Genomic DNA, 20,349 nt, shown 5'->3' with positions numbered 1-20,349 from the left:
TGTTTGCAACTGGATCGTCTTTCGGAGAGTGCGATGAAGCGCTTCAACCTTTCGGCCTGGGCCGTCAGCCATCCGACGCTGGTTCTCTTCCTGATGGTCGTGCTCGGCGTTGCCGGCTTCTTTTCCTATGAGAAGCTCGGCCGTGCCGAGGATCCGTTCTTCACGGTGAAGGTGGTCAACGTGTCCGTGATCTGGCCCGGCGCAACCGCGCAGGAGATGCAGACGCAGGTCGCCGATCCCATCGAGAAGAAGATCCAGGAGCTGCCCTATTTCGAGAAGGTGCAAACCTACTCCAAGCCCGCCTTCACCGCGCTCCAGGTCACCTTCCGCGACAACACGCCGCCGAAGGACGTGCCCTACCTCTTCTACCTGCTGCGCAAGAAGCTGGTCGACGTGCAGGGCCAGCTGCCCTCCGGCATTCTCGGACCCGTCGTCAACGACGAGTTCTCCGACGTCGATTCCATCCTGTACATGATGACCGGCGACGGCGCCGACTATGCCCAGCTCAAGAAGGTCTCGGAAGGATTCCGTCAGCGCCTGTTGAAGGTGCCTGGCGTGACCAAGGTCGACGTCTACGGCAACCAGGACGAGCGCATCTTCGTCGAGTTCAGCCACGCCAAGCTCGCCACGCTCGGCATCACGCCGCAGGCACTGTTCGATTCCCTTGCCAAGCAGAACAACGTGACGCCGGCCGGTACGGTCGAGACTTCGTCGCAGCGCGTGCCGCTGCGCGTCACCGGCGCGCTCGACGGCGCCAAGGCCGTCGCCGAGACCCCGGTCGAGAGCAACGGCCGCGTGTTCCGTCTCGGCGATATCGCCACCGTCACCCATGGCTTCGTCGATCCGCCGAGCTTCGTCGTGCGCCAGGAAGGCAAGCCCGCGATCGGCATCGGCATCGTCACCGCCAAGGGCGCCAACATCCTCGATCTCGGCAAGGAGGTCGAGAAGGCGACCGCCGAGTTCATGAAGGCGGTGCCGCAAGGCATCGACGTCAAGCTGATCGCCGACCAGCCCAAGGTGGTCGAGCACGCCGTCGGCGAGTTCGTTCACTCCTTCATGGAGGCGCTCGTCATCGTGCTGTTCGTCTCGTTCCTGGCGCTCGGCTGGCGCACCGGCATCGTGGTCGCGCTGTCGGTGCCCTTGGTGCTCGGCATTGTCTTCATCGTCATGAACACGATGTCGCTCGACCTGCATCGCATCACGCTCGGCGCGCTGATCATCGCGCTCGGCCTGCTCGTCGACGACGCCATCATCGCGGTCGAGATGATGGTGGTGAAGATGGAGCAGGGCTGGGATCGCATGCGCGCGGCGTCCTTTGCCTGGGAATCAACTGCGTTTCCGATGCTCACGGGGACGCTGGTCACGGCCGCTGGCTTCCTTCCCATCGGCTTTGCCAATTCCGCGGTCGGCGAATATGCCGGCAGCATCTTCTGGATCGTGGCGATCGCGCTGGTCGCCTCCTGGTTCGTGGCGGTGATCTTCACGCCCTATATCGGCGTCAAGCTGCTGCCCGACATGAAGGCCCACCACCACCATGATCCGCACGCGGTCTACGAGACCCGGATGTACCGGGGCCTGCGCGCCATCGTGCAATGGTGCGTCAACCATCGCATCACCGTGGTGGCCGCGACCGTCGGCGTCTTCATTGCTTCGATCGTCGGCTTCGGCCATGTCCAGCAGCAGTTCTTCCCGCTGTCGGAGCGGCCCGAGCTGTTCCTGCAGCTGCGCCTGCCCGAGGGTACCGCCTTCAACGTCACCGAGAAGGCGGTGAAGGAGGCCGAGACGCTGCTCAAGGATGACCAGGACATCGAAACCTACACCGCCTATGTCGGCCAGGGCTCGCCGCGCTTTTGGCTCGGCCTCAACCCGCAGCTGCCGAACGAGGCCTTTGCCGAGATCGTCATCGTCGCCAAGGGCGTCGAAGCGCGCGAGCGCGTCAAGGCCAAGATCGAGAATGCGGCAGCTGACGGTTTCCTCTCCGAGGCGCGCGTGCGCGTCGACCGCTTCAACTTCGGTCCGCCGGTCGGCTTCCCCGTCCAGTTCCGCGTGATCGGCCCCGACGCCAACAAGGTGCGCGAGATCGCCTATCAGGTCCGCGATGTCATGCGGCAGAACAAGAGCGTCAAGGACGTCCAGCTCGACTGGAACGAGCAGTCTCCCTATCTCAAGCTCGTCGTCGACCAGGATCGTGCCCGCGCCATGGGACTGACCCCGCAGGACGTCTCGCAGGCACTCGCGATGCTGATCTCGGGCGCGCAGGTCACCACCGTGCGCGACGGCATCGAGAAGGTCGGCGTGGTCGCCCGTGCGATTCCCTCCGAACGCCTCGATCTCGGCGGTGTCGGTGATCTCACCATCACCTCGCGCAATGGCGTCGCTGTGCCGCTGCAGCAGATCGCCAGAATCGAGTATTCCCATGAGGAGCCGATCATGTGGCGGCGCAATCGCGACATGGCGATCACGGTGCGCTCCGACGTCGTCGACGGTGTGCAGGCGCCCGATGTCACCAACCAGATCACGCCGAAGCTGAAGGCGATCAAGGATCATCTCGAGCCGGCCTACCGGATCGAGCCGGGCGGGGCGTTCGAAGAGTCTGCCAAGGGCAACGCCTCGATCTTCATCCTCTTCCCGGTGATGGTCATGGTGATGCTGACGCTGCTGATGATCCAGCTGCAGAGCTTCTCGCGCTTGATCCTGGTGTTCCTGACCGCGCCGCTCGGCATCGTCGGTGCCTCGCTCGGCCTCAACGTTGCCAATGCCCCGTTCGGCTTCGTGGCCCTGCTCGGCCTGATCGCGCTCGCCGGCATGATCATGCGCAACACCGTGATCCTGGTCGACCAGATCGAGACCGACGTCTCCCACGGCCTGACCCGGCGCGAGGCGATCGTGGAAGCGACCGTCCGCCGCGCCCGTCCGGTGGTGTTGACGGCGCTGGCCGCCATCCTCGCCATGATCCCGCTGTCGCGCTCGGCCTTCTGGGGCCCGATGGCGATCACCATCATGGGCGGCTTGTTCGTCGCGACCTTCCTGACGCTCCTGTACCTGCCGGGTCTTTACGCCCTGTGGTTCAGGAAGAGCCTGGACGAGGCCGGCACCGCCGAACAGCCTGCCGCGCCGCAGCATGGGAGCGATGACCGGCGCGCAATTCCACTTGCTGAGGCGGCTGAATAAGTGAGATGAAGTACTGAGGAACGAGTCCTGAGAGATGACACTGGTTGCGGAACATATCGAAGGCGACACCCGGGATCGTATTCTCGAGGTGGCTGAGCGGCTGTTCCGCCAGATCGGTTACCAGAAGACCACGGTCGGCGACATCGCCAAGGAACTCCGGATGAGCCCCGCCAACGTCTATCGCTTCTTCGAATCGAAGAAGGCGATCCACCAGGCGGTGGCCCGGTCGCTGATGGGGGAGGTCGAGCTCGAGGCCCAGCGGATCGTGGCGAGGCCCGGTCCGGTCAAGGACCGCTTCCGCGAGTTGCTCACCACCATCCACCGCATGAACACCGAGCGCTATGTCGGCGACAACAAGCTGCATGAGATGGTCGAGATCGCCATGCAGGAGGACTGGGACGTCTGCGTCTCCCACATGGAATGTATCGCCGGATTGATTGGGCAGATGATCGCGCAAGGCGTGGCCTCCGGCGAGTTCGAGGCTCCCGACCTGCAACTGGCTGCGCTCTGTTCCTGCACCGCGATGATGCGCTTCTTCCACCCGCAGATGATCGCCCAGTGCGCCACCAAGCCGGGCCCGAACATCGACCAGATGATCGATTTCGTCATCGCGGGTCTGTCCCCGCGCCACTGACGGGCGGGGCCGTTTCTTCCTATAAGCAGGCCGACCGCTCCGGCTGACGGCCGCGTGGCGGTCCGGGACGGATCATCAAACTCCGTCATTGCGAGCGTAGCGAAGCAATCGAGGCTGTCTCCGCGGACGGATTCCGGCTTGCTTCGCTGCGCTCGCAATGACGAGCAGGGGAAAGCCAGCGTGACCGACAAAGACCTCCACTTCTACGAGCCCTCCAAGGGCCACGGCCTCAAGCACGACCCCTTCAATGCCATCATCGCGCCGCGGCCGATCGGCTGGATCTCTTCGCGCGACGCCAGGGGCCACGTCAATCTCGCGCCCTACAGCTTCTTCAACGCGTTCTGCTACGTGCCGCCGATCATCGGCTTCTCCTCTACCAACTGGAAGGACACGGTCGAGAACATGCAGCAGACCGGCGAGTTCGTCTGGAATCTGGCCACGATGGACCTGGCGAAGCACATGAATGCGACTGCGGCCCATGTCGCCCCCGAGGTCGACGAGTTCGAGGTCGCGGGCCTCACCGCTGTACCCAGCAAGCTCGTCAACGTGCCGCGCGTGGCTGAGAGCCCCGTCGCCTTCGAGTGCAAGGTGTCCGATATCGTCCGCCTCAAGGGTGCCGACGGCAGGGAGGCCGACGCGTGGCTGACCCTCGGCGAGGTCGTCGCCGTCCACATCGACAAGGCCTTGATCAAGGACGGCGTCTACCAGACCGCCGCCGCCCGCCCCATCGTTCGCGCCGGCCGCCGCGGCGACTATTTCGAGATCAAGCCGGAAAACATGTTCGAGATGGTGCGGCCGGATTAGGCCGGCTTTTCTCTCCACGCGTCATTCCGGGGCGCGCCGTCAGGCGCGAACCCGGAATCCATTCATCGACCCACGCTGCCGCACGATGGATTCTCAGGTGCGCAATTGCGCACCAGAGTTCACGCTTCGCGCGCTCCGGAATGACGGCGAGAGATCGACCCCATTTTCTCTCCCGGAACTGCCGCCGCACCCTCGCCGTTATGGTTCGGGGCCGCCAGGCCGCGTCAATTTTGCAGGCGAACGCTCCACCGCGGCCAGCCAATTTCCGCTAAAATGCCCGACACCCGCGCCGATGCATGAGGTCCGCCATGAGCTTCCGCCGCGACACCCTGACAAAGCCGATCTTCTCCTGGGCGCGCGGCGTGTTGCCCGCGATGTCCGATACCGAGCGCGAGGCACTGGAGGCGGGCGACGTCTGGTGGGATGCCGATCTTTTCACCGGCAACCCTGATTGGTCGAAGCTGCTGAAGGTCCGGCAGCCGACGCTAACGGACGAGGAACGGGCCTTCCTCGATGGTCCCGTGGACGAGCTCTGCGCCATGCTCGACGAGTGGAAGATCTTCTGGGAATTGCGCGATCTGCCGCAGGACGTCTGGCACTTCGTCAAGCGCGAAAAGTTCTTCGGCATGATCATTCCGAAGGAGTTCGGCGGGCTCGGCTTCTCGCCCTACGCGCATTCGGAAGTGGTGCGCAAGATCTCGACCCGCTCGATCGCCGCGGCCGTTACCGTGATGGTGCCGAACTCGCTCGGTCCCGGCGAGCTCCTGATGCGGTTCGGCACCAGGGAGCAGCAGCAGCGCTGGCTGCCGCGCCTCGCCGACGGCCGCGACATTCCCTGCTTCGGCCTCACCAGCCCGGAAGCCGGCTCCGACGCCGCCTCCATGGTCGACACCGGCATCATCTGCAAGGGCGACTTCGAGGGGCGCGAGGTCGTCGGCCTCAGGTTGAACTGGCACAAACGCTACATCACGCTCGGTCCGGTCGCGACGCTGCTCGGCCTCGCCTTCAAGGCTTATGATCCCGATCGCCTCGTCGGCGATCAGGAAGAGCACGGCATCACCGTGGCGCTGATCCCGACCAACCTGCCCGGCGTCGAGATCGGGCAGCGCCATCTGCCCTCGATGCAGGTATTTCAGAACGGCCCGAATCGGGGCCGCGACGTGTTCATCCCGCTCGACTATGTCATCGGCGGCAAGGAGCGGCTCGGACAAGGCTGGAAGATGCTGATGACCGCGCTCGCCGCCGGCCGCGGCATCTCGCTGCCGTCGCTCTCTGCTGCGGGTGCCGCCTATGCCGCGCGCACCACCGGCGCCTATGCCCGCATCCGCGAGCAGTTCGGCATCTCGATCTCCAAGTTCGAAGGCGTCGAGGAGCCGCTCGCGCGCATTGTCGCGACTGCCTACCAACTCGATGCGGCGCGCCGGCTGACCTGCGCGGCGCTGAATGCCGGCGTTCATCCCGCCGTCATCTCCGGCATCATGAAGCTGCACGCGACCGAGCGGATGCGGGTTGCGATTGACGACGCCATGGACATCCATGGCGGCAAGGCCGTGATCGACGGTCCGCAAAACTATCTCGGCAATCTCCATCGCGCCGTGCCGGTCGGCATCACGGTGGAAGGCGCCAACATCCTGACCCGCAATCTCATCGTGTTCGGGCAGGGCGCCATCCGCGCCCATCCCTATCTGCTCGACGAAATGAATGCGCTGGCGGATGCCGATCGCGAGCGCGGGCTCACCGCGTTCGACAAGGCGTTCTGGAAGCACGCCGGCCACAGTTTCCGGACTCTGTTTCGCGCCTTGGGCCGCAGCTGGACCTTTGGCGCATTCGCGCCGGCGCCCGATGCGGGCGAGGCTACGCCATTCTACCGCCAGCTCTCGCGCTATTCGGCGGCCTTTGCGCTCTGCGCCGACCTGACGCTGCTGACGCTCGGCGGCGCGCTCAAACGCAAGGAGATGCTGTCGGCCCGCTTCGGCGACATCCTGTCCGAACTTTATCTGCTCTCGGCCGCGCTGAAGCGCTGGCAAGATGAAGGCCGCCAGAAGGAAGATTTTGCCGCGTTGGAATGGTGCATGGCGACCGGCTTCAAAACCATCGAGAACCGGCTTGCCGAGATCCTCGCCAATCTGCCCAACCGGTTCGTCGCCGGCTTCCTCAAGGTGGTGGTCCAGCCTTTCGGCGCCCGTGTGCTCGGCCCTTCCGACCGCGTCGTGCACCGATGCGCGAGCCTGGCGCTGGAGCCATCGGCGGCACGCGAGCGCCTCACGCCGGATCTGGCCCATGTCGATGACGACGGCGGCTTTGCCCGGCTGGAACGCGCGTTCAAGCTGGTCGCGAGCACGGACGCCATCGCCAAGCGCCTGCGTGCCGCGCGCGTCCGCGACTGGAAGGAGGCGGTCACAAAAGGCGTGATCACGCAAGCCGAGGGCGAGCAACTCGCCGCTGCCCGCGAAGCCGTCGCAAAGGCGATCGAGGTCGACGATTTTGCGCCGGATGTACTGTCGCCGATTTACAAGAAAACCGTCAACGTGCATCAGTTCTTCCAGGAACTCGGTGAACAGAGGGCGGCGAGCTGATGGCGCGACCGGTATTCATCGTCGACGGCAGTCGGACCCCGTTCTTGAAGGCGCGTTCGGGGCCAGGTCCGTTTACGCCGGTCGATCTCGCCGTGCAGTGCGGCCGGCCGCTCCTGGCGCGCCAGCCGTTCGCCCCTGACAGCTTCGATCAAGTCATCCTCGGCTGCGTCAACGTGATCGCGGACGAGATGAATCCCGCCCGCGTTGCCGCGCTCCGGCTCGGCATGGGCGAGGACATGGTCGCCTTCACCGTGCAGATCAATTGCGGCTCCGGCATGCAGTCGATCGACACCGCCTACCGCTACATCCGCGAAGGCCATGCCGACATGATCCTCGCCGGCGGCACCGAGGCGCTCAGCCACGCGCCGCTGGTTTGGCCAAACGCGGGCGTGCGCTGGTTTGCCGGCCTTGCCACCGCCAAGGGCGTTGCCGCGAAGATCGCCTCGGCGTTCAAGCTGCGGCCGCGCTATCTCAAGCCGATCATCGGTCTCGAGCGCGGCCTGACCGATCCCGTCACCGACCTGAACATGGGCCAGACCGCCGAGGTCGTCGGCCATCTCTTCGGCATCACGCGCGCGCAGTCCGATGCCTATGCCGCCGAGAGCCATCGCCGCCTCGCGCATGCGCAAGGCGCGGGTTTTCTCAAGGGCGAGGTCGAGACCGCCTTCTCACGCGACGGCAAGTTCTTCGACCACGATGACGGCGTGCGGCCGGACTCGACGCCCGAGTCTCTGGCAAAGCTGAGGCCGGTGTTCGAACGCCCCTGGGGGCAGGTCACCGCCGGCAATTCCTCGCAGATCACCGACGGCGCGTCCTGGATCATTCTGGCTTCCGACGCGGCGGTGGCCAAGCACAAGCTGACGCCGAAGGCCGTCATCGTCGACAGCCATTGGGCTGCGCTCGACCCCAGCGTCATGGGGCTCGGTCCGGTGATGTCCGTAACGCCGCTGCTCACGCGCAACGACCTCACCATCAAGGACGTCGAGACCTGGGAGCTGAACGAGGCTTTCGCCACCCAGGTGCTCGGCTGTCTCGCCGCGTGGAACGACGACAAGTTTTGCCGAGAGATTCTCGGGCTCGACGGCGCGGCCGGTGAGATCGACCGCGATAGGCTCAATGTCGACGGCGGCGCCATCTCGCTCGGCCATCCCGTCGGCACCTCCGGCAACCGCATCGTGCTGCATCTCGTCAACGCGATGAAGCGGCTCGGCACGCGGCGCGGCGTTGCCACCGAATGCATCGGCGGCGGGCTCGGCGGCGCCATGCTGATCGAGGCGGTGTGACCATGGATTCCAAGATCATGACTGCGCTTGGCGACCGGCTGCTGGAGCTCGGGCCCAAGCCGGCGGCAGACAGTCGCTACAAGCATTTCAAGTTGACGCGCGATGCCGACGGCGTCGCCTGGCTGCTGTTCGATCGCGCCGAGACGAGCGCCAACTCGCTGTCCTCCGACGTGATGGAGGAGTTCGACGCCGTGCTTGCAGCGATCGAGACCGAGCGTCCCGCCGGCCTCGTCATCCGCTCGGCAAAGCCCTCCGGCTTCATTGCGGGCGCCGATGTCAACGAATTCCGCGGTGCGTCCGACCCTGGAATGGTGGAGACGCGCATCCGCGCCGCGCATGCGGTGGTCGACCATCTGGAAGCCTTGAGGCTGCCGACGGTCGCGGTCATCCACGGCTTCTGCCTCGGCGGCGGGCTCGAGGTGGCGCTGGCCTGTCAGGCGCGCATCGCCATCGACGGCGCGCGCTTCGGCTTCCCGGAGGTGATGCTCGGCCTGCATCCCGGCCTCGGCGGTACCGCGCGGTTCACCGCGCTGGTCAATCCGACCCAGTCGATGGCGCTCATGCTGACCGGCCGCACCATCGACGCGCGCCGGGCCAAATCACTCGGCCTCGTCGATGCCGTGACGCAGGAGCGGCACGTCCAGGGCGCCGTGAGGGATGCGCTGTTCGGCCGGCTCAAGCGGTCCAAGCCCGGTCTGCTCGCGCGTGCGGCCAATCTCGGAGCGATACGTGGCCTGCTGGCCAAGCGCATGCGTGCGGAGGCGGCAAAGGCCGCATCCCGCGAACATTATCCCGCGCCTTACGCGCTGATCGATCTCTGGGAGACCCATGGCGGCAGCAAGGCCGCGATGCTGAAGGCCGAGCAGGCGTCCTTCGCCAAGCTGATGGTGACGCCGACCGCGCAGAATTTGATCCGCGTGTTCTTCCTGCGCGAGCAAATGAAGAAGGCCGCAGGCTCCGGCAGCACGGTGAAGCACGTCCACGTCATCGGCGCCGGCGCCATGGGCGGGGACATCGCGGCCTGGTGTGCGGGGCAGGGGCTGCGCGTCTCGCTCGCCGACATGAAGCCGGAGCCGATCGCGGGCGCGGTCAAGCGCGCGGCCGAGCTCTACGGCAAGATCATCCGCAAGCCCACGGAGGTGCGCGACGCGCTCGACCGCCTTATCCCCGACATGGACGGTGAGGGTGTCCGTAACGCCGATCTCATCATCGAGGCAGTGCCGGAGAAGCTGGAGCTGAAGCAGAAGGTCTATGCCGGCCTCGAACCACGGATGAAGCCCGGTGCGATCCTCGCCACCAATACCTCGAGCATTCCGCTTCAGGATCTGCGCACCACGCTGGCGCGGCCGGAGCGGCTGGTCGGCCTTCACTTCTTCAATCCGGTATCGCGGCTGCAGCTGGTCGAGGTCGTCAGCCATGACGGCAACCCCCCTGAGGCGCTGAAGGAGGCGCTCGCCTTCGTCGGCGCGATCGACCGACTGCCGCTCGCGGTGAGGACCTCACCCGGCTTCCTCGTCAACCGCGCGCTGACGCCGTACATGCTGGAAGCGATGGTGATGCTGGACGAGAAGATCGACCAGCGCCTGATCGACGCCGCGGCCGAGCAGTTCGGCATGCCGATGGGGCCGATCGAACTCGCCGATCAGGTCGGGCTCGACATCTGCCTCGACGTCGGCGACATGCTGCGCACCAAGTTCGGCGATCTCCTGCCGCCGACGCCGGCCTGGCTGCGCGAGAAGGTCGCCAAGGGCGAGCTCGGTCGCAAAGCCGGCAAGGGTTTTTACACCTGGAGGGACGGCAAGGCCGTGAAGGCGCCGCTGCCGGAGACCGGCCCGCGCGTCACCGACCAGATGATCGATCGCCTGGTGCTGCCGATGTCCAATGTCTGCATCGCGTGCTTGCGCGAAGGCATCGTCGATGATCCCGATGCGGTCGACGGCGCCATGATCTTCGGGACCGGCTATGCACCGTTCCGTGGCGGTCCGCTGAACTATGCCCGCACGCGCGGCGCGGAAAACATTGTATCCACCCTGCGTGCGCTGGCGGAGCGATTCGGCGAGCGCTTCGCGCCCGATCCGGGCTGGGACAATTTCAATTGAGCAATCTCGAGCGAGAGAGGCATGAACGAACAAGCCACGACCGGGCCGAGCGGTGATCTCTGCATCCGCACGCTGGCGATGCCCGCCGACACCAATGCCAACGGTGACATCTTCGGCGGCTGGCTGCTGAGCCAAATGGATGTCGGCGGCGGCGTGTTCGCCTCGAAGGTCGCGCGGTCGCGCACCGTGACGGTCGCGATCGAGGCGATGAATTTTCGCAAAGCGGTCTATGTCGGCGATCTCGTCTCGGTCTATGCCAATCTCGTGCGCGTCGGGCGCACCTCGCTGACCGTGCATCTCGAGGCCTGGGCATTGCGGCGCAAGGAGCTGCATCCGTTCCTCGTCAACCGACGGCAATTTCACCTACGTCTCGATCGACGATCACGGCCGCCCACAGCCGATCCAGCGAAACGATCCGCCGAGCGCGACGTAGTCGCGCGCGACGCTCTGCCTCATCTCACGACGACGCGGCAAGCGCTGCCAAACGCGGCGCCCGTGCGTCATGCCCGTCGCGGCTTCGCCAAGAACCAGTCATAAAACGGATGAGGTACCGGCGTACTCAATTGGGTGTCGATTCGGGGTGGAAACGGCCTCAAATGCCTGGGAACCTTTGGGCAGGAGCACCGTTATTTGCCCGCACTGAGGAATCCACGGACCATGCCGGACAGCTACATCATCGAAGTCGATTCGCAGACCGCGGGTATCGTCGTTCGTTCTTCTGGAGGCTATCGCTTTTTCGCGTCATCCGACCGCTTCAACCGTCTCGAAGGCCAGCTCTTCCGCAACGCGCGCGAAGCAGAACGCGCCGCACGCAGGCTGGTGAATGGCGATGTAAAGGAGGCGGCGTAAGCGCCTTCCGCTGGTGATTTTGATGCGCGAAGCGTGGTCGGAATTTTTTGCCGCGCACGCCGCTGCCCTTCTCCCCTTGTGGGAGAAGGTGGCGCGAAGCGCCGGATGAGGGGTTCTATCGGCGGCCTCAAAGGCAGGTTGCCCCGCGGAAGTATACCCCTCACCCGACTCGCCGCTATGCGGCGAGCCGCCCTCTCCCACAAGGGGCCCCACAGGGGGAGAGGGTCAGAAGCGCGGTCACAGCTTCGTCGCTGCGCGCGACAAGAGCTTCCACTCGTCGCCCTGCTTCTGCCAGTTCATCAGGATGTGAAGGTTGGTCGATACTTTCTTCCCATCGGCGGCCATCTCCTGCTCGCCCAGCCAGTGGAAACGCACGATCGCTGCAGGGCCGACGACCTTGATGGTGGGATCCTTATATTCGATCGACAGGAATTTCGATTTGCCGTCCGTGGCATTGGCGATGAACGTCGCCTTGTCCTCGACCTTGCCGCTGGAATGGCTGTAGCTCAGCTCCTCCGCGCACAGCGCGCCCAGCGCTTTCGGATCGGCCGCGATCTGGGCAAGGCGGAAGGCCTCGACCTGCTTCGCCACGGCTTCCTCTTCCGCTGAAGCGGCGAGCGCCGGCATGGCGAACGCGAGCGCCGAGACGGCGAGAGTCGAGAGAGCCAGATCGCGTCGGTTGATCGTCATCGTTTCCTCCTTTTTGATCTTGGCCAGAGTGTTGCAGCCGCGCGCGGCTTTGTCGAGTGTCGCGGCATCGTCATGCACGCGCATGATTGCGCGACAGAGGCAATATTGATACCCCTTCTGTATTGATACGTTGGGTATTCGGAAAAGTGCGGAAATGATCGAGGCGAAAGAGCGAGCAATGGGGCGGGCATTGCTGTTCGATATCGACGGCACACTGGCCGACACCGATGCCCTTCATCGCGAGGCCTTCAATCGCGTGTTCGGCCCGCGCGGCCATGTCGTAGATGACGAGCGCTTCAAGCGCGAGCTCCAGGGCTTTTCCAACGTGTCGATCGGGGAGCGATTTCTGCCGGACGAAACGCCGGAACGACGGATCGCCATCCTCGACGAGAAGGAGGCGATTTTTCGCGGCCTCGTGGCGGGCCAGATCGCGCCGCTGCCGGGCCTGATGGCGCTGCTCGACCGGGCGGACGCCGCCGGCATCCCCATGGTCGCGGTGACCAACGCGCCGCGTCTCAACGCGGAGCTGCTGCTGTCGGGGCTTGGCATCACCGAGCGGTTCAAGGCGATCGTGATCGGCGACGAGCTGCCGCACGGAAAGCCGCATCCGCTGCCCTATCAGGAAGGGCTGCGCTTCGTCGGCGCCAGCGCGGCGGGCTCCATCGCGTTCGAGGACTCCCGCTCCGGCGTGCAATCGGCCGCCGCGGCCGGAATCCCGACCATCGGGATGCGCACCACGCTCGGCCATGCCGATCTCGTTGCAGCCGGCGCTATTGCGTCCGCGAGCGCCTATGACGATCCTGACCTGCTCGCGCGTGTTGCCACGGCAATGGCGTGGTGAGATTCCTGGTCGGCTAGCCGGTGGGTTCCGGCATTGACCGGAAGCGCGAACCGCCGCACCATGCATCATCCTGATTTGAGGCCGTTGCCGTGACCGGACTGACCCATCGCCAAGCCGAAATCCTCAACATCGCGCGCGCCTCCGGCCGCGTCATGGTCGACGAGCTGGCGCGCCGGTTCGAAGTCTCCGCGCAGACCATCCGCAAGGATCTCAACGATCTCTGCGAACGGAGATCGCTGACCCGCATTCATGGCGGCGCCATTATCGCCTCCGGCGTGGAGAATCTCGCCTATGAGGCGCGCCGTTTCGTCGCCGCCGACGAGAAGAAGGCGATTGGCGCTGCAGCCGCCTCGCTGATCCCGAACGGTTGCTCGCTGTTCATCAACATCGGCACCACGACGGAGGAGGTCGCGAGCGCGCTGACCTCGCACGAGGACCTCCTCGTCATCACCAACAATCTCAATGTCGCGATGCTGCTCTACCGCCATCCCCGCATCGAGGTGGTGGTGGCCGGCGGCACGGTGCGGCGCGCCGACGGTGCGGTGGTCGGCTCGACCGCGACGCAGCTGATCGGCCAGTTCAAGGTCGACTATGCCATCATCGGGGCGTCCGCGATCGACGAGGAGGGCGCGCTGCTCGACTTCGACTATCGCGAGGTTCAGGTGGCGCAGGCCATCATCGCCAATGCCCGCAGCGTCATGCTGGTCGCCGATTCCACCAAGCTGCGCCGCAGCGCGCCGGTGCGCATCGCCCACATCACCCAGATCCAGACCTTCGTGACCGACCAGGAGCTGCCCGAGCGCCTCGCCACGATCTGCCACAGCAAGGGCATCGAGGTGGTGGAGGCGCTGCCGAAGGGGGCGGATATCGACGATGCGGCCGATGCTCAGGATGCGGCACCGGAAGTCGCGCCGGTCGTGCGGCTGCGCTAAATTTAGGTGCCGCTCCACGGATTCAGCAGCGTCACGCCCGTAGGGTCGAAATCCCCCACATTGCGCGTAACGACCGTCAAGCCGTGAACAAGCGCGGTCGCAGCGATAAGGGCGTCGCGTTCGGCCCACGGGTTGGGAACATGCAGCTGGGCGCAACGCTGCGCCACGGCGGTGTCGATCGCCAGAATCCTTCCTTCGAAGCGGGCCAGAATGTGATCGTTGATCCAGGCACGCAGGACAGCACCTTGCGCCGCGTCTTTGCGCTCGATCAGGCGCGCACCAAGTTCAATCTCAAGAATCGAGATGGCGGACATGAAAAAATTCGCCGCAGGCACAGCATTGGCCCAAGCGAGGACATTGCGATTGGCCTTGTCCGGCCGCCTCAGTTCGGAAATGACATTGGTGTCGAGCAGAAACATCAGTCGAGATCAGCGGGCCTGGAAATGCCGCCGGTCACGCGAGGCGGTTCGAAATCGAAGTCCGCGTTCGCCTGTGCCAGAGCTTCGGCAAGGCTCATATGCCCGCCGCTCAGGCGCAAATAATCCTCGATCCTCAATAGGACATGGGCCGGGCGACCGCGGTCGGTAATAAAGACGGGACCCTGCGATGCGGCTTTCTTGGCGCCGCTGGTATCTTGATTGAATTGTCGGCTGGTCAGGGTGGTCACCATCGTTTGAGCCTCCAAGCCGTGGCTATGCTCCGCCTGCGGAATCTACGTAGAGATGTTGCTACATTCAAGTCCGCGAGCAGGTCGGTTGACGGGCCCGCATCAGCCTGCCGTTCAATCAAGCTGTTTGCCCCTAAATCTGCCCGCCCGGCTGCTGATTTCGCTGTCTCATTGCCGTTGAAAAAGTTCCTCTTTCACTTCCTTCCGCCTCTCTTTCGTCTTGCTTTCGTTTTCCGGTGTGATCTAATCAAAAACGAAAGTAACCGCTCGAGGAACGGGCGGTCGCCGGGGGATGCGTCTGTTGGAGCGTATTTTCGATCTCGCCATCATCGGAGGCGGTGTTAACGGTTGCGGCATCGCGCGCGACGCGGTGGGCCGCGGCAACACGGTTTTCCTGTGCGAAATGAACGATCTGGCGAGCGGAACCTCGTCCTGGTCGACCAAGCTGGTGCATGGCGGCCTGCGCTACCTCGAATATTACGAGTTTCGGCTGGTGCGCGAGGCGCTGATCGAGCGCGAGATCCTCTGGGGCATCGCGCCCCACATCATCCGCCCCCTGCGTTTCGTTCTGCCGCATCATGCAGGGCTCCGCCCCGCCTGGCTGCTGCGCCTCGGCCTCTTCCTTTATGATCACATCGGCGGCCGCCATCTGCTGCCCGCCACGCGCTCGGTCGATCTCAAGCGCGATGAGGTCGGCAAGCCGCTGATCCCGAACCGCTACAGCCGCGCCTTCGAATATTCGGACTGCTTCGTCGATGACGCCCGCCTCGTCGTGCTCAACGCGCGCGATGCTGCCGACAAGGGTGCGGAGATCCGCACTCGCACCCGCGCCACCGAGATCCGCCAGGCCGACGGCCTCTGGACCGTCAACATGGTCAACATGCTGACCGGCGAGCGCTCGCAGGTCCGGGCGCGTGCGCTGGTCAATGCCGGCGGTCCCTGGGTCGAGGACGTGCTCGGCCGCGGTGCCGGCGTCAATGCCAAGGCAAAAGTCCGCCTGGTGCAGGGCTCGCACATCGTCGTGAAAAAGCTCTACGACCACGACCGCGCCTACATGTTCCAGAACGCCGACGGCCGCATCATCTTCGTGATCCCGTACCAGGACGATTTCACGCTGATCGGCACCACCGATCGCGACTATGACGGCGATCCCGCCAAGGTGAAGGCGACGGCTGAGGAGATCGAATATCTCTGCAAGGCGGCAAGCGAATATCTGGCCAAGCCCGTGACGCCCGAGGATGTGGTTTGGACCTATTCCGGCGTGCGTCCCCTCTACGACGACGGCGCCAGCGAGGCCAAGGCCGCAACCCGCGACTACGTGTTCGAGCTCGACACGCCCGGCGGGACGCCGCTGCTGTCGATCTATGGCGGCAAGATCACGACCTATCGCCGGCTCGCCGAGGAGGCGCTGGAGCGGCTCGCGCCCTATCTTCGCAGTGCCAAGGCGCGCGAAGGGTGGACCGGCAAATGGCCGCTACCCGGCGGAGATATGGACGTCTCCGCCGTCGATGGCCTGATTGCGGAATTGCAGCGCGGCTATCCGTTCCTCAGCCATGAGCATGCCCGGCGCCTCGCGCGCGCCTATGGCACCCGTGCCATCAAGCTGCTCGGCGATGCGAAATCCGCCGCCGATCTCGGCGAGGCCTTCGGTGCGACCCTGACCGAGCGCGAGGTCCGCTATCTCATGGCCAATGAATGGGCCGTCACCGCCGAGGACATCGTCTGGCGTCGTTCCAAGCTCGGCCTGCGACTAACCGCCGACGAGATCGCGGCGCTTGACGGCTGGATCAGGACCCACGCCGTGCCGCAAAGTCCTCTGCTGGAAGCGGGAGGACGCTCATGACCGTGACACTCGATCACGTGACCCGGACCTTAGACGGCGTGCCGCACATTCGGGACGTCTCGCTGACGCTGGAGAGCGGCACGCTCAACGTCCTGCTCGGGCCGACGCTGTCGGGCAAGACCTCGATCATGCGATTGCTCGCAGGCCTCGACAAGCCGACATCAGGCAAGGTGCTGGTCAATGGCAAGGACGTCACCGGCGCCGACGTGCGCCAGCGTTCGGTCGCGATGGTCTATCAGCAGTTCATCAACTACCCCTCGCTGACGGTCTACGAGAACATCGCTTCGCCCTTGCGCGTGCAGGGCAAGCCGCGCGATGAGATCGAGGCGCGCGTGGCGGAGGCGGCAAAGCTGCTGCGGCTCGAGCCATTCCTGAAGCGCACGCCGCTCCAGCTCTCCGGCGGCCAGCAGCAGCGCACCGCGATCGCCCGCGCGCTGGTCAAGGGCGCCGATCTCGTGCTGCTCGACGAGCCGCTCGCCAATCTCGACTACAAGCTGCGTGAGGAGCTGCGCGCCGAGCTGCCGCGCATCTTCGAGGCCTCCGGCGCGATCTTCGTCTATGCCACCACCGAGCCGAGCGAGGCGCTGCTGCTCGGCGGCAACACGGTGTGCATGTGGGAGGGGCAGGCGCTGCAGATGGGCGAGACCTCTAACGTTTACCGCCGGCCGCAGACCTTGCGCGTCGCGCAGGTGTTTTCGGATCCGCCGCTCAATCTCGTCGGCCTCGAGAAGGGGAATGGCATGGTCCAATACGCCGGCGGGAGTGCAGCGCCCGCGTCCGGGCTTTATGCCGGTCTGCCCGACGGCTTCTACCGCATCGGCTTCCGTGCCCATCAGCTCGGGCTCGCCAGTGGCCAGGCCGATCGCCACGCCTTCCACGCCACTGTCACGGTGACCGAGATCACCGGTTCGGAGAGTTTCGTGCATCTGACCCGCGATGGTTCGAACTGGGTGGCGGTGCTGCACGGCGTGCACGAATTCGAGCCCGGCCAGACCATCCATGCCGTGCTCGATCCCAATGATGTTTTTGTGTTCGACGCGGCTGATCGCCTCGTCGCAGCACCGAGCTCCTGAGGAGGTGCGTCATGGCCCGCATTGACCTCGTCGATCTCGCCCACTCCTACGGCGGCAACGGTGCCGCGCCGGAGAGCTTTGCGCTCAAGCCCGTCACCATGACTTGGCGGCAGGGCGGCGCCTATGCGCTGCTCGGCCCGAGCGGCTGCGGCAAGACCACGCTGCTCAACGTCATTTCCGGCATCATCACGCCGTCGCGCGGAAAAATCATGTTCGATGGTGTGGACATCACACCGCTGTCAACCCAGAAGCGGAACATCGCCCAAGTGTTCCAGTTTCCGGTGATTTACGACACCATGACGGTCGGGCAGAATCTGGCGTTCCCGCTGAAGAACCGCGGCGTGCCGAAGGCCGAGATCGACCGGCGCGTCGCCGAGATCGGCCGCCTGCTCGATCTCGAACCCTATCTCAATCGCAAAGCAACTCGGCTCACGGCGGATGCCAAGCAGAAGATCTCGCTCGGCCGCGGCCTCGTCCGCTCCGACGTCGCCGCTGTGCTGTTCGACGAGCCGCTGACGGTGATCGATCCCGAGCTGAAGTGGCAGCTTCGCTCCAAGCTGAAGGCGCTGCATCGCGAGCTCGACCTCACGATGATTTACGTGACCCACGACCAGACCGAGGCGCTGACTTTCGCCGACACCGTCGTCGTCATGCATGACGGCCGCGTGGTGCAGAGCGGCACGCCGGCCGAGCTGTTCGACAAGCCGGCGCATACCTTCGTCGGCTATTTCATCGGCTCGCCCGGCATGAACATCCTGCCAGCGGAGGTGCGGGGACGCGAGGCCAGGCTCGACGGCCACGTCATCGCGCTCAACCGCAGCTACGACAACCTGCCTGCGGGAGCGAAGATCGAGATCGGCGTCCGTCCCGAATTCGTCGAGGTGGTCACGCCCGCGCCGGGCCTGCTCACCGCGAAGATCGAGCGCATCGACGATCTCGGCCGCATCCGTTTCGCGCGTGCGCGCCTTGGCGACGCAAAGCTCGCGGCGCGCGCCCCTGGCGGCTTCACCAGTCCGGACGGCACCGCCGGGCTGAAATTCGACCCGTCGCATGTGCACGTCTATGCCGACAGCCTTCTGGTGGAGGGAGCCGCCTGATGGACAAGACCGTCAACCAAAAAGCCTGGTTTCTGGTGCTGCCGGTATTCCTGGTCGTCGCCTTCTCGGCGGTGCTGCCGCTGATGACGGTGGTGAACTATTCGATGCAGGATACGTTCGGCAATAACCAGTTCTTCTGGAACGGCGTCGGCTGGTTCAAGGAACTGCTCGATCCCTCGACCGATCTCGGCGGCCGCTTCCTCGCCTCGCTCGGGCGTAACCTGTTTTTCTCGCTGGTGATCCTCGCCATCGAGGTGCCGCTCGGCATCGTCGTCGCGCTGTCGATGCCGCGCGAGGGCTGGACGGTCGCGGCCTGCCTCGTGATTCTCGCGCTTCCGCTCTTGATTCCGTGGAACGTGGTCGGAACGATCTGGCAGATCTTTGGCCGTCCGGACATCGGCCTGCTCGGCTATGTGCTCAACGCTGCCGGCTTCGACTATAACTACGTCTCCAACGACATCGATGCCTGGGTCACCGTCATCGTGATGGACGTCTGGCACTGGACCAGCCTCGTCGCGCTGCTCTGCTACGCTGGCCTGAAGTCGATTCCCGAAGCCTATTACCAGGCCGCGCAGATCGACGGCGCCTCGCGCTGGGCGGTGTTCAAGGCGATCCAGCTGCCCAAGATGAATCGCGTGCTGCTGATCGCCGTGCTGCTGCGCTTCATGGACAGCTTCATGATCTACACCGAGCCCTTCGTCGTCACCGGCGGCGGGCCCGGCAACTCCACGACGTTCGTGTCGATCGAGCTCGTCAAGATCGCGCTCGGCCAGTTCGACCTCGGCAAGGCCGCGGCGCTGTCGCTGGTCTACAACCTGATCATCCTGATCGTCTGCTGGATCTTCTACACCGTCATGACCAATGCCGGCGTCGAACGCAAAGTCCAGGCTTCGAGCGAGGAGGCGATGGAGCCGAAGCCTTCGGCCGCGCTCAAACCCGTGCCCGCGCTCAAGCCAAAGGAAGGAGTGGCCTGATGCATTCGATTCCCGGCCGCCGCCTCGTCATGGGGCTGTTCCTGATCTTCCTGCTGCTGCCGATCTATTGGCTCGTCAACATGAGCTTCAAGACCAACAGCGAGATCGTCTCGACGATGACGCTATGGCCGCACACCCCGACGCTGCAGCACTACAAGCGCATCTTCACCGACGAGAGCTGGTATTCCGGCTACATCAATTCGCTCGAATACGTCGTCCTCAACACCATCATCTCGATCGCTGTGGCGCTGCCTGCGGCCTATGCGTTCTCGCGCTACCGCTTCCTCGGCGACAAGCACCTGTTCTTCTGGCTGCTGTCGAACCGCATGGCGCCGGCCGCGGTCTATGCGCTGCCGTTCTTCAACCTCTATTCGGCAATCGGGCTGTTCGACACGCCCTGGGCCGTCGCGCTCGCGCACTGCATCTTCAACGTGCCGCTGGCGGTCTGGATCCTCGAAGGCTTCGTCTCCGGCGTGCCGCGCGAGATCGACGAGACCGCCTTCCTCGACGGCTATTCCTTTCCGCGCTTCTTCATCAAGATCCTGGTGCCGCTGATTGCGAGCGGCATCGGCGTCGCCGCCTTCTTCTGCTTCATGTTCTCCTGGGTCGAGCTTCTGCTGGCGCGCACGCTGACCTCGGTGCAGGCCAAGCCGATCGCCGCGATCATGACGCGCACGGTCTCGGCCGCCGGCATGGACTGGGGCCTGCTCGCGGCTGCCGGCGTGCTCACCATCATCCCGGGCGCGCTGGTGATCTGGTTCGTCCGCAACTACATCGCGCGCGGCTTCGCGCTCGGCCGCGTATAAGGGGGGCGAT

The 20,349-nt window shown here is 64.9% G+C and carries 17 protein-coding genes and 1 pseudogene; 15 read left to right on the top strand and 3 right to left on the bottom strand.

The genetic code is table 11. From position 1 onward, the window contains the following. Nucleotides 1–33: 33 nt before the first annotated feature. From BRAD3257_RS30025 to BRAD3257_RS29990, 8 genes and pseudogenes are all read left to right on the top strand, one after another. On the top strand, nucleotides 34–3,171 hold the full coding sequence (locus BRAD3257_RS30025; RefSeq protein ID WP_122404884.1) for an efflux RND transporter permease subunit: 3,138 nt from the start codon (nucleotides 34–36) through the stop codon (nucleotides 3,169–3,171). Nucleotides 3,172–3,205: 34 nt separating this feature from the next. Then, the gene (locus BRAD3257_RS30020; RefSeq protein ID WP_122404883.1) at nucleotides 3,206–3,805 is read left to right on the top strand and encodes a TetR/AcrR family transcriptional regulator; all 600 of its coding nucleotides are present in this window, start codon (nucleotides 3,206–3,208) and stop codon (nucleotides 3,803–3,805) included. Nucleotides 3,806–3,985: 180 nt separating this feature from the next. Beyond that, nucleotides 3,986–4,609, top strand: a complete 624-nt coding sequence (locus BRAD3257_RS30015; protein WP_162500410.1) for a flavin reductase family protein — start codon at nucleotides 3,986–3,988, stop codon at nucleotides 4,607–4,609. Nucleotides 4,610–4,917: 308 nt separating this feature from the next. Beyond that, a complete protein-coding gene (locus BRAD3257_RS30010; RefSeq protein ID WP_162500409.1) occupies nucleotides 4,918–7,185 on the top strand; it encodes an acyl-CoA dehydrogenase in 2,268 nt (755 codons plus the stop codon). Continuing rightward, nucleotides 7,185–8,468 carry an acetyl-CoA C-acetyltransferase gene (locus BRAD3257_RS30005; RefSeq protein WP_122404880.1) on the top strand — a complete coding sequence of 428 codons (1,284 nt, stop codon included), beginning with the start codon at nucleotides 7,185–7,187 and terminating at the stop codon, nucleotides 8,466–8,468. The genes BRAD3257_RS30010 and BRAD3257_RS30005 overlap by 1 nt, the downstream gene beginning before the upstream one ends. Nucleotides 8,469–8,470: 2 nt before the next feature. Next, nucleotides 8,471–10,567 carry a 3-hydroxyacyl-CoA dehydrogenase NAD-binding domain-containing protein gene (locus BRAD3257_RS30000; RefSeq protein WP_162500408.1) on the top strand — a complete coding sequence of 699 codons (2,097 nt, stop codon included), beginning with the start codon at nucleotides 8,471–8,473 and terminating at the stop codon, nucleotides 10,565–10,567. A 21-nt stretch (nucleotides 10,568–10,588) separates the two neighbouring features. Next, nucleotides 10,589–11,000 (top strand): annotated as a pseudogene (locus BRAD3257_RS29995) (acyl-CoA thioesterase). A gap of 224 nt (nucleotides 11,001–11,224) precedes the next feature. Then, nucleotides 11,225–11,416, top strand: coding sequence for a hypothetical protein (locus BRAD3257_RS29990; RefSeq protein WP_122404878.1), 192 nt, complete (start codon nucleotides 11,225–11,227; stop codon nucleotides 11,414–11,416). Nucleotides 11,417–11,653: 237 nt separating this feature from the next. Here the strand turns inward: BRAD3257_RS29990 and BRAD3257_RS29985 are convergent, their stop codons facing one another. Next, entirely contained in the window at nucleotides 11,654–12,106 is a 453-nt protein-coding gene (locus BRAD3257_RS29985) for a nuclear transport factor 2 family protein (protein WP_122406829.1), read from the bottom strand. Between the two features lie 154 nt (nucleotides 12,107–12,260). Between BRAD3257_RS29985 and BRAD3257_RS29980 the strand changes: the two genes are divergently transcribed. Both BRAD3257_RS29980 and BRAD3257_RS29975 read left to right on the top strand, forming a co-directional pair. Next, nucleotides 12,261–12,947: an HAD family hydrolase gene (locus BRAD3257_RS29980; protein WP_122404877.1), complete on the top strand. Its 687-nt coding sequence runs from the start codon at nucleotides 12,261–12,263 to the stop codon at nucleotides 12,945–12,947. A gap of 89 nt (nucleotides 12,948–13,036) precedes the next feature. Continuing rightward, on the top strand, nucleotides 13,037–13,879 hold the full coding sequence (locus BRAD3257_RS29975) for a DeoR/GlpR family DNA-binding transcription regulator (protein ID WP_122404876.1): 843 nt from the start codon (nucleotides 13,037–13,039) through the stop codon (nucleotides 13,877–13,879). Between the two features lie 2 nt (nucleotides 13,880–13,881). Here BRAD3257_RS29975 and BRAD3257_RS29970 read toward each other — a convergent pair whose 3' ends face one another. Next, on the bottom strand, nucleotides 13,882–14,298 hold the full coding sequence (locus tag BRAD3257_RS29970; protein ID WP_122404875.1) for a type II toxin-antitoxin system VapC family toxin: 417 nt from the start codon (nucleotides 14,296–14,298) through the stop codon (nucleotides 13,882–13,884). Next, a complete protein-coding gene (locus BRAD3257_RS29965; RefSeq protein ID WP_122406828.1) occupies nucleotides 14,298–14,549 on the bottom strand; it encodes a type II toxin-antitoxin system Phd/YefM family antitoxin in 252 nt (83 codons plus the stop codon). Before BRAD3257_RS29965 ends, BRAD3257_RS29970 begins: the two co-directional genes overlap by 1 nt. Before the next feature lie 289 nt (nucleotides 14,550–14,838). On the opposite strand from BRAD3257_RS29965, the gene glpD reads away from it, so the two are divergent. The 5 genes from glpD to BRAD3257_RS29940 are packed head-to-tail and all read left to right on the top strand — an operon-like array spanning nucleotide 14,839 to nucleotide 20,339. Beyond that, nucleotides 14,839–16,389, top strand: coding sequence for a glycerol-3-phosphate dehydrogenase (glpD, locus tag BRAD3257_RS29960; protein WP_122404874.1), 1,551 nt, complete (start codon nucleotides 14,839–14,841; stop codon nucleotides 16,387–16,389). Further along, nucleotides 16,386–17,462: an ABC transporter ATP-binding protein gene (locus BRAD3257_RS29955; protein WP_122404873.1), complete on the top strand. Its 1,077-nt coding sequence runs from the start codon at nucleotides 16,386–16,388 to the stop codon at nucleotides 17,460–17,462. Before glpD ends, BRAD3257_RS29955 begins: the two co-directional genes overlap by 4 nt. Nucleotides 17,463–17,473: 11 nt before the next feature. Further along, nucleotides 17,474–18,559 (top strand): ABC transporter ATP-binding protein, encoded by a 1,086-nt coding sequence (locus BRAD3257_RS29950; RefSeq protein WP_122404872.1) that lies wholly within the window; start codon nucleotides 17,474–17,476, stop codon nucleotides 18,557–18,559. After that, a complete protein-coding gene (locus tag BRAD3257_RS29945) occupies nucleotides 18,559–19,533 on the top strand; it encodes a carbohydrate ABC transporter permease (RefSeq protein WP_122404871.1) in 975 nt (324 codons plus the stop codon). The genes BRAD3257_RS29950 and BRAD3257_RS29945 overlap by 1 nt, the downstream gene beginning before the upstream one ends. Further along, a complete protein-coding gene (locus tag BRAD3257_RS29940) occupies nucleotides 19,533–20,339 on the top strand; it encodes a carbohydrate ABC transporter permease (RefSeq protein WP_091898072.1) in 807 nt (268 codons plus the stop codon). The genes BRAD3257_RS29945 and BRAD3257_RS29940 overlap by 1 nt, the downstream gene beginning before the upstream one ends. Nucleotides 20,340–20,349 lie beyond the last annotated feature (10 nt).

The sequence above is a fragment of the Bradyrhizobium vignae genome (assembly GCF_900324035.1).
Lineage (GTDB): Bacteria > Pseudomonadota > Alphaproteobacteria > Rhizobiales > Xanthobacteraceae > Bradyrhizobium > Bradyrhizobium vignae.
Note: the sequence above shows the minus strand (reverse complement) of the source record. Positions and strands in the feature narration are given on the sequence as shown.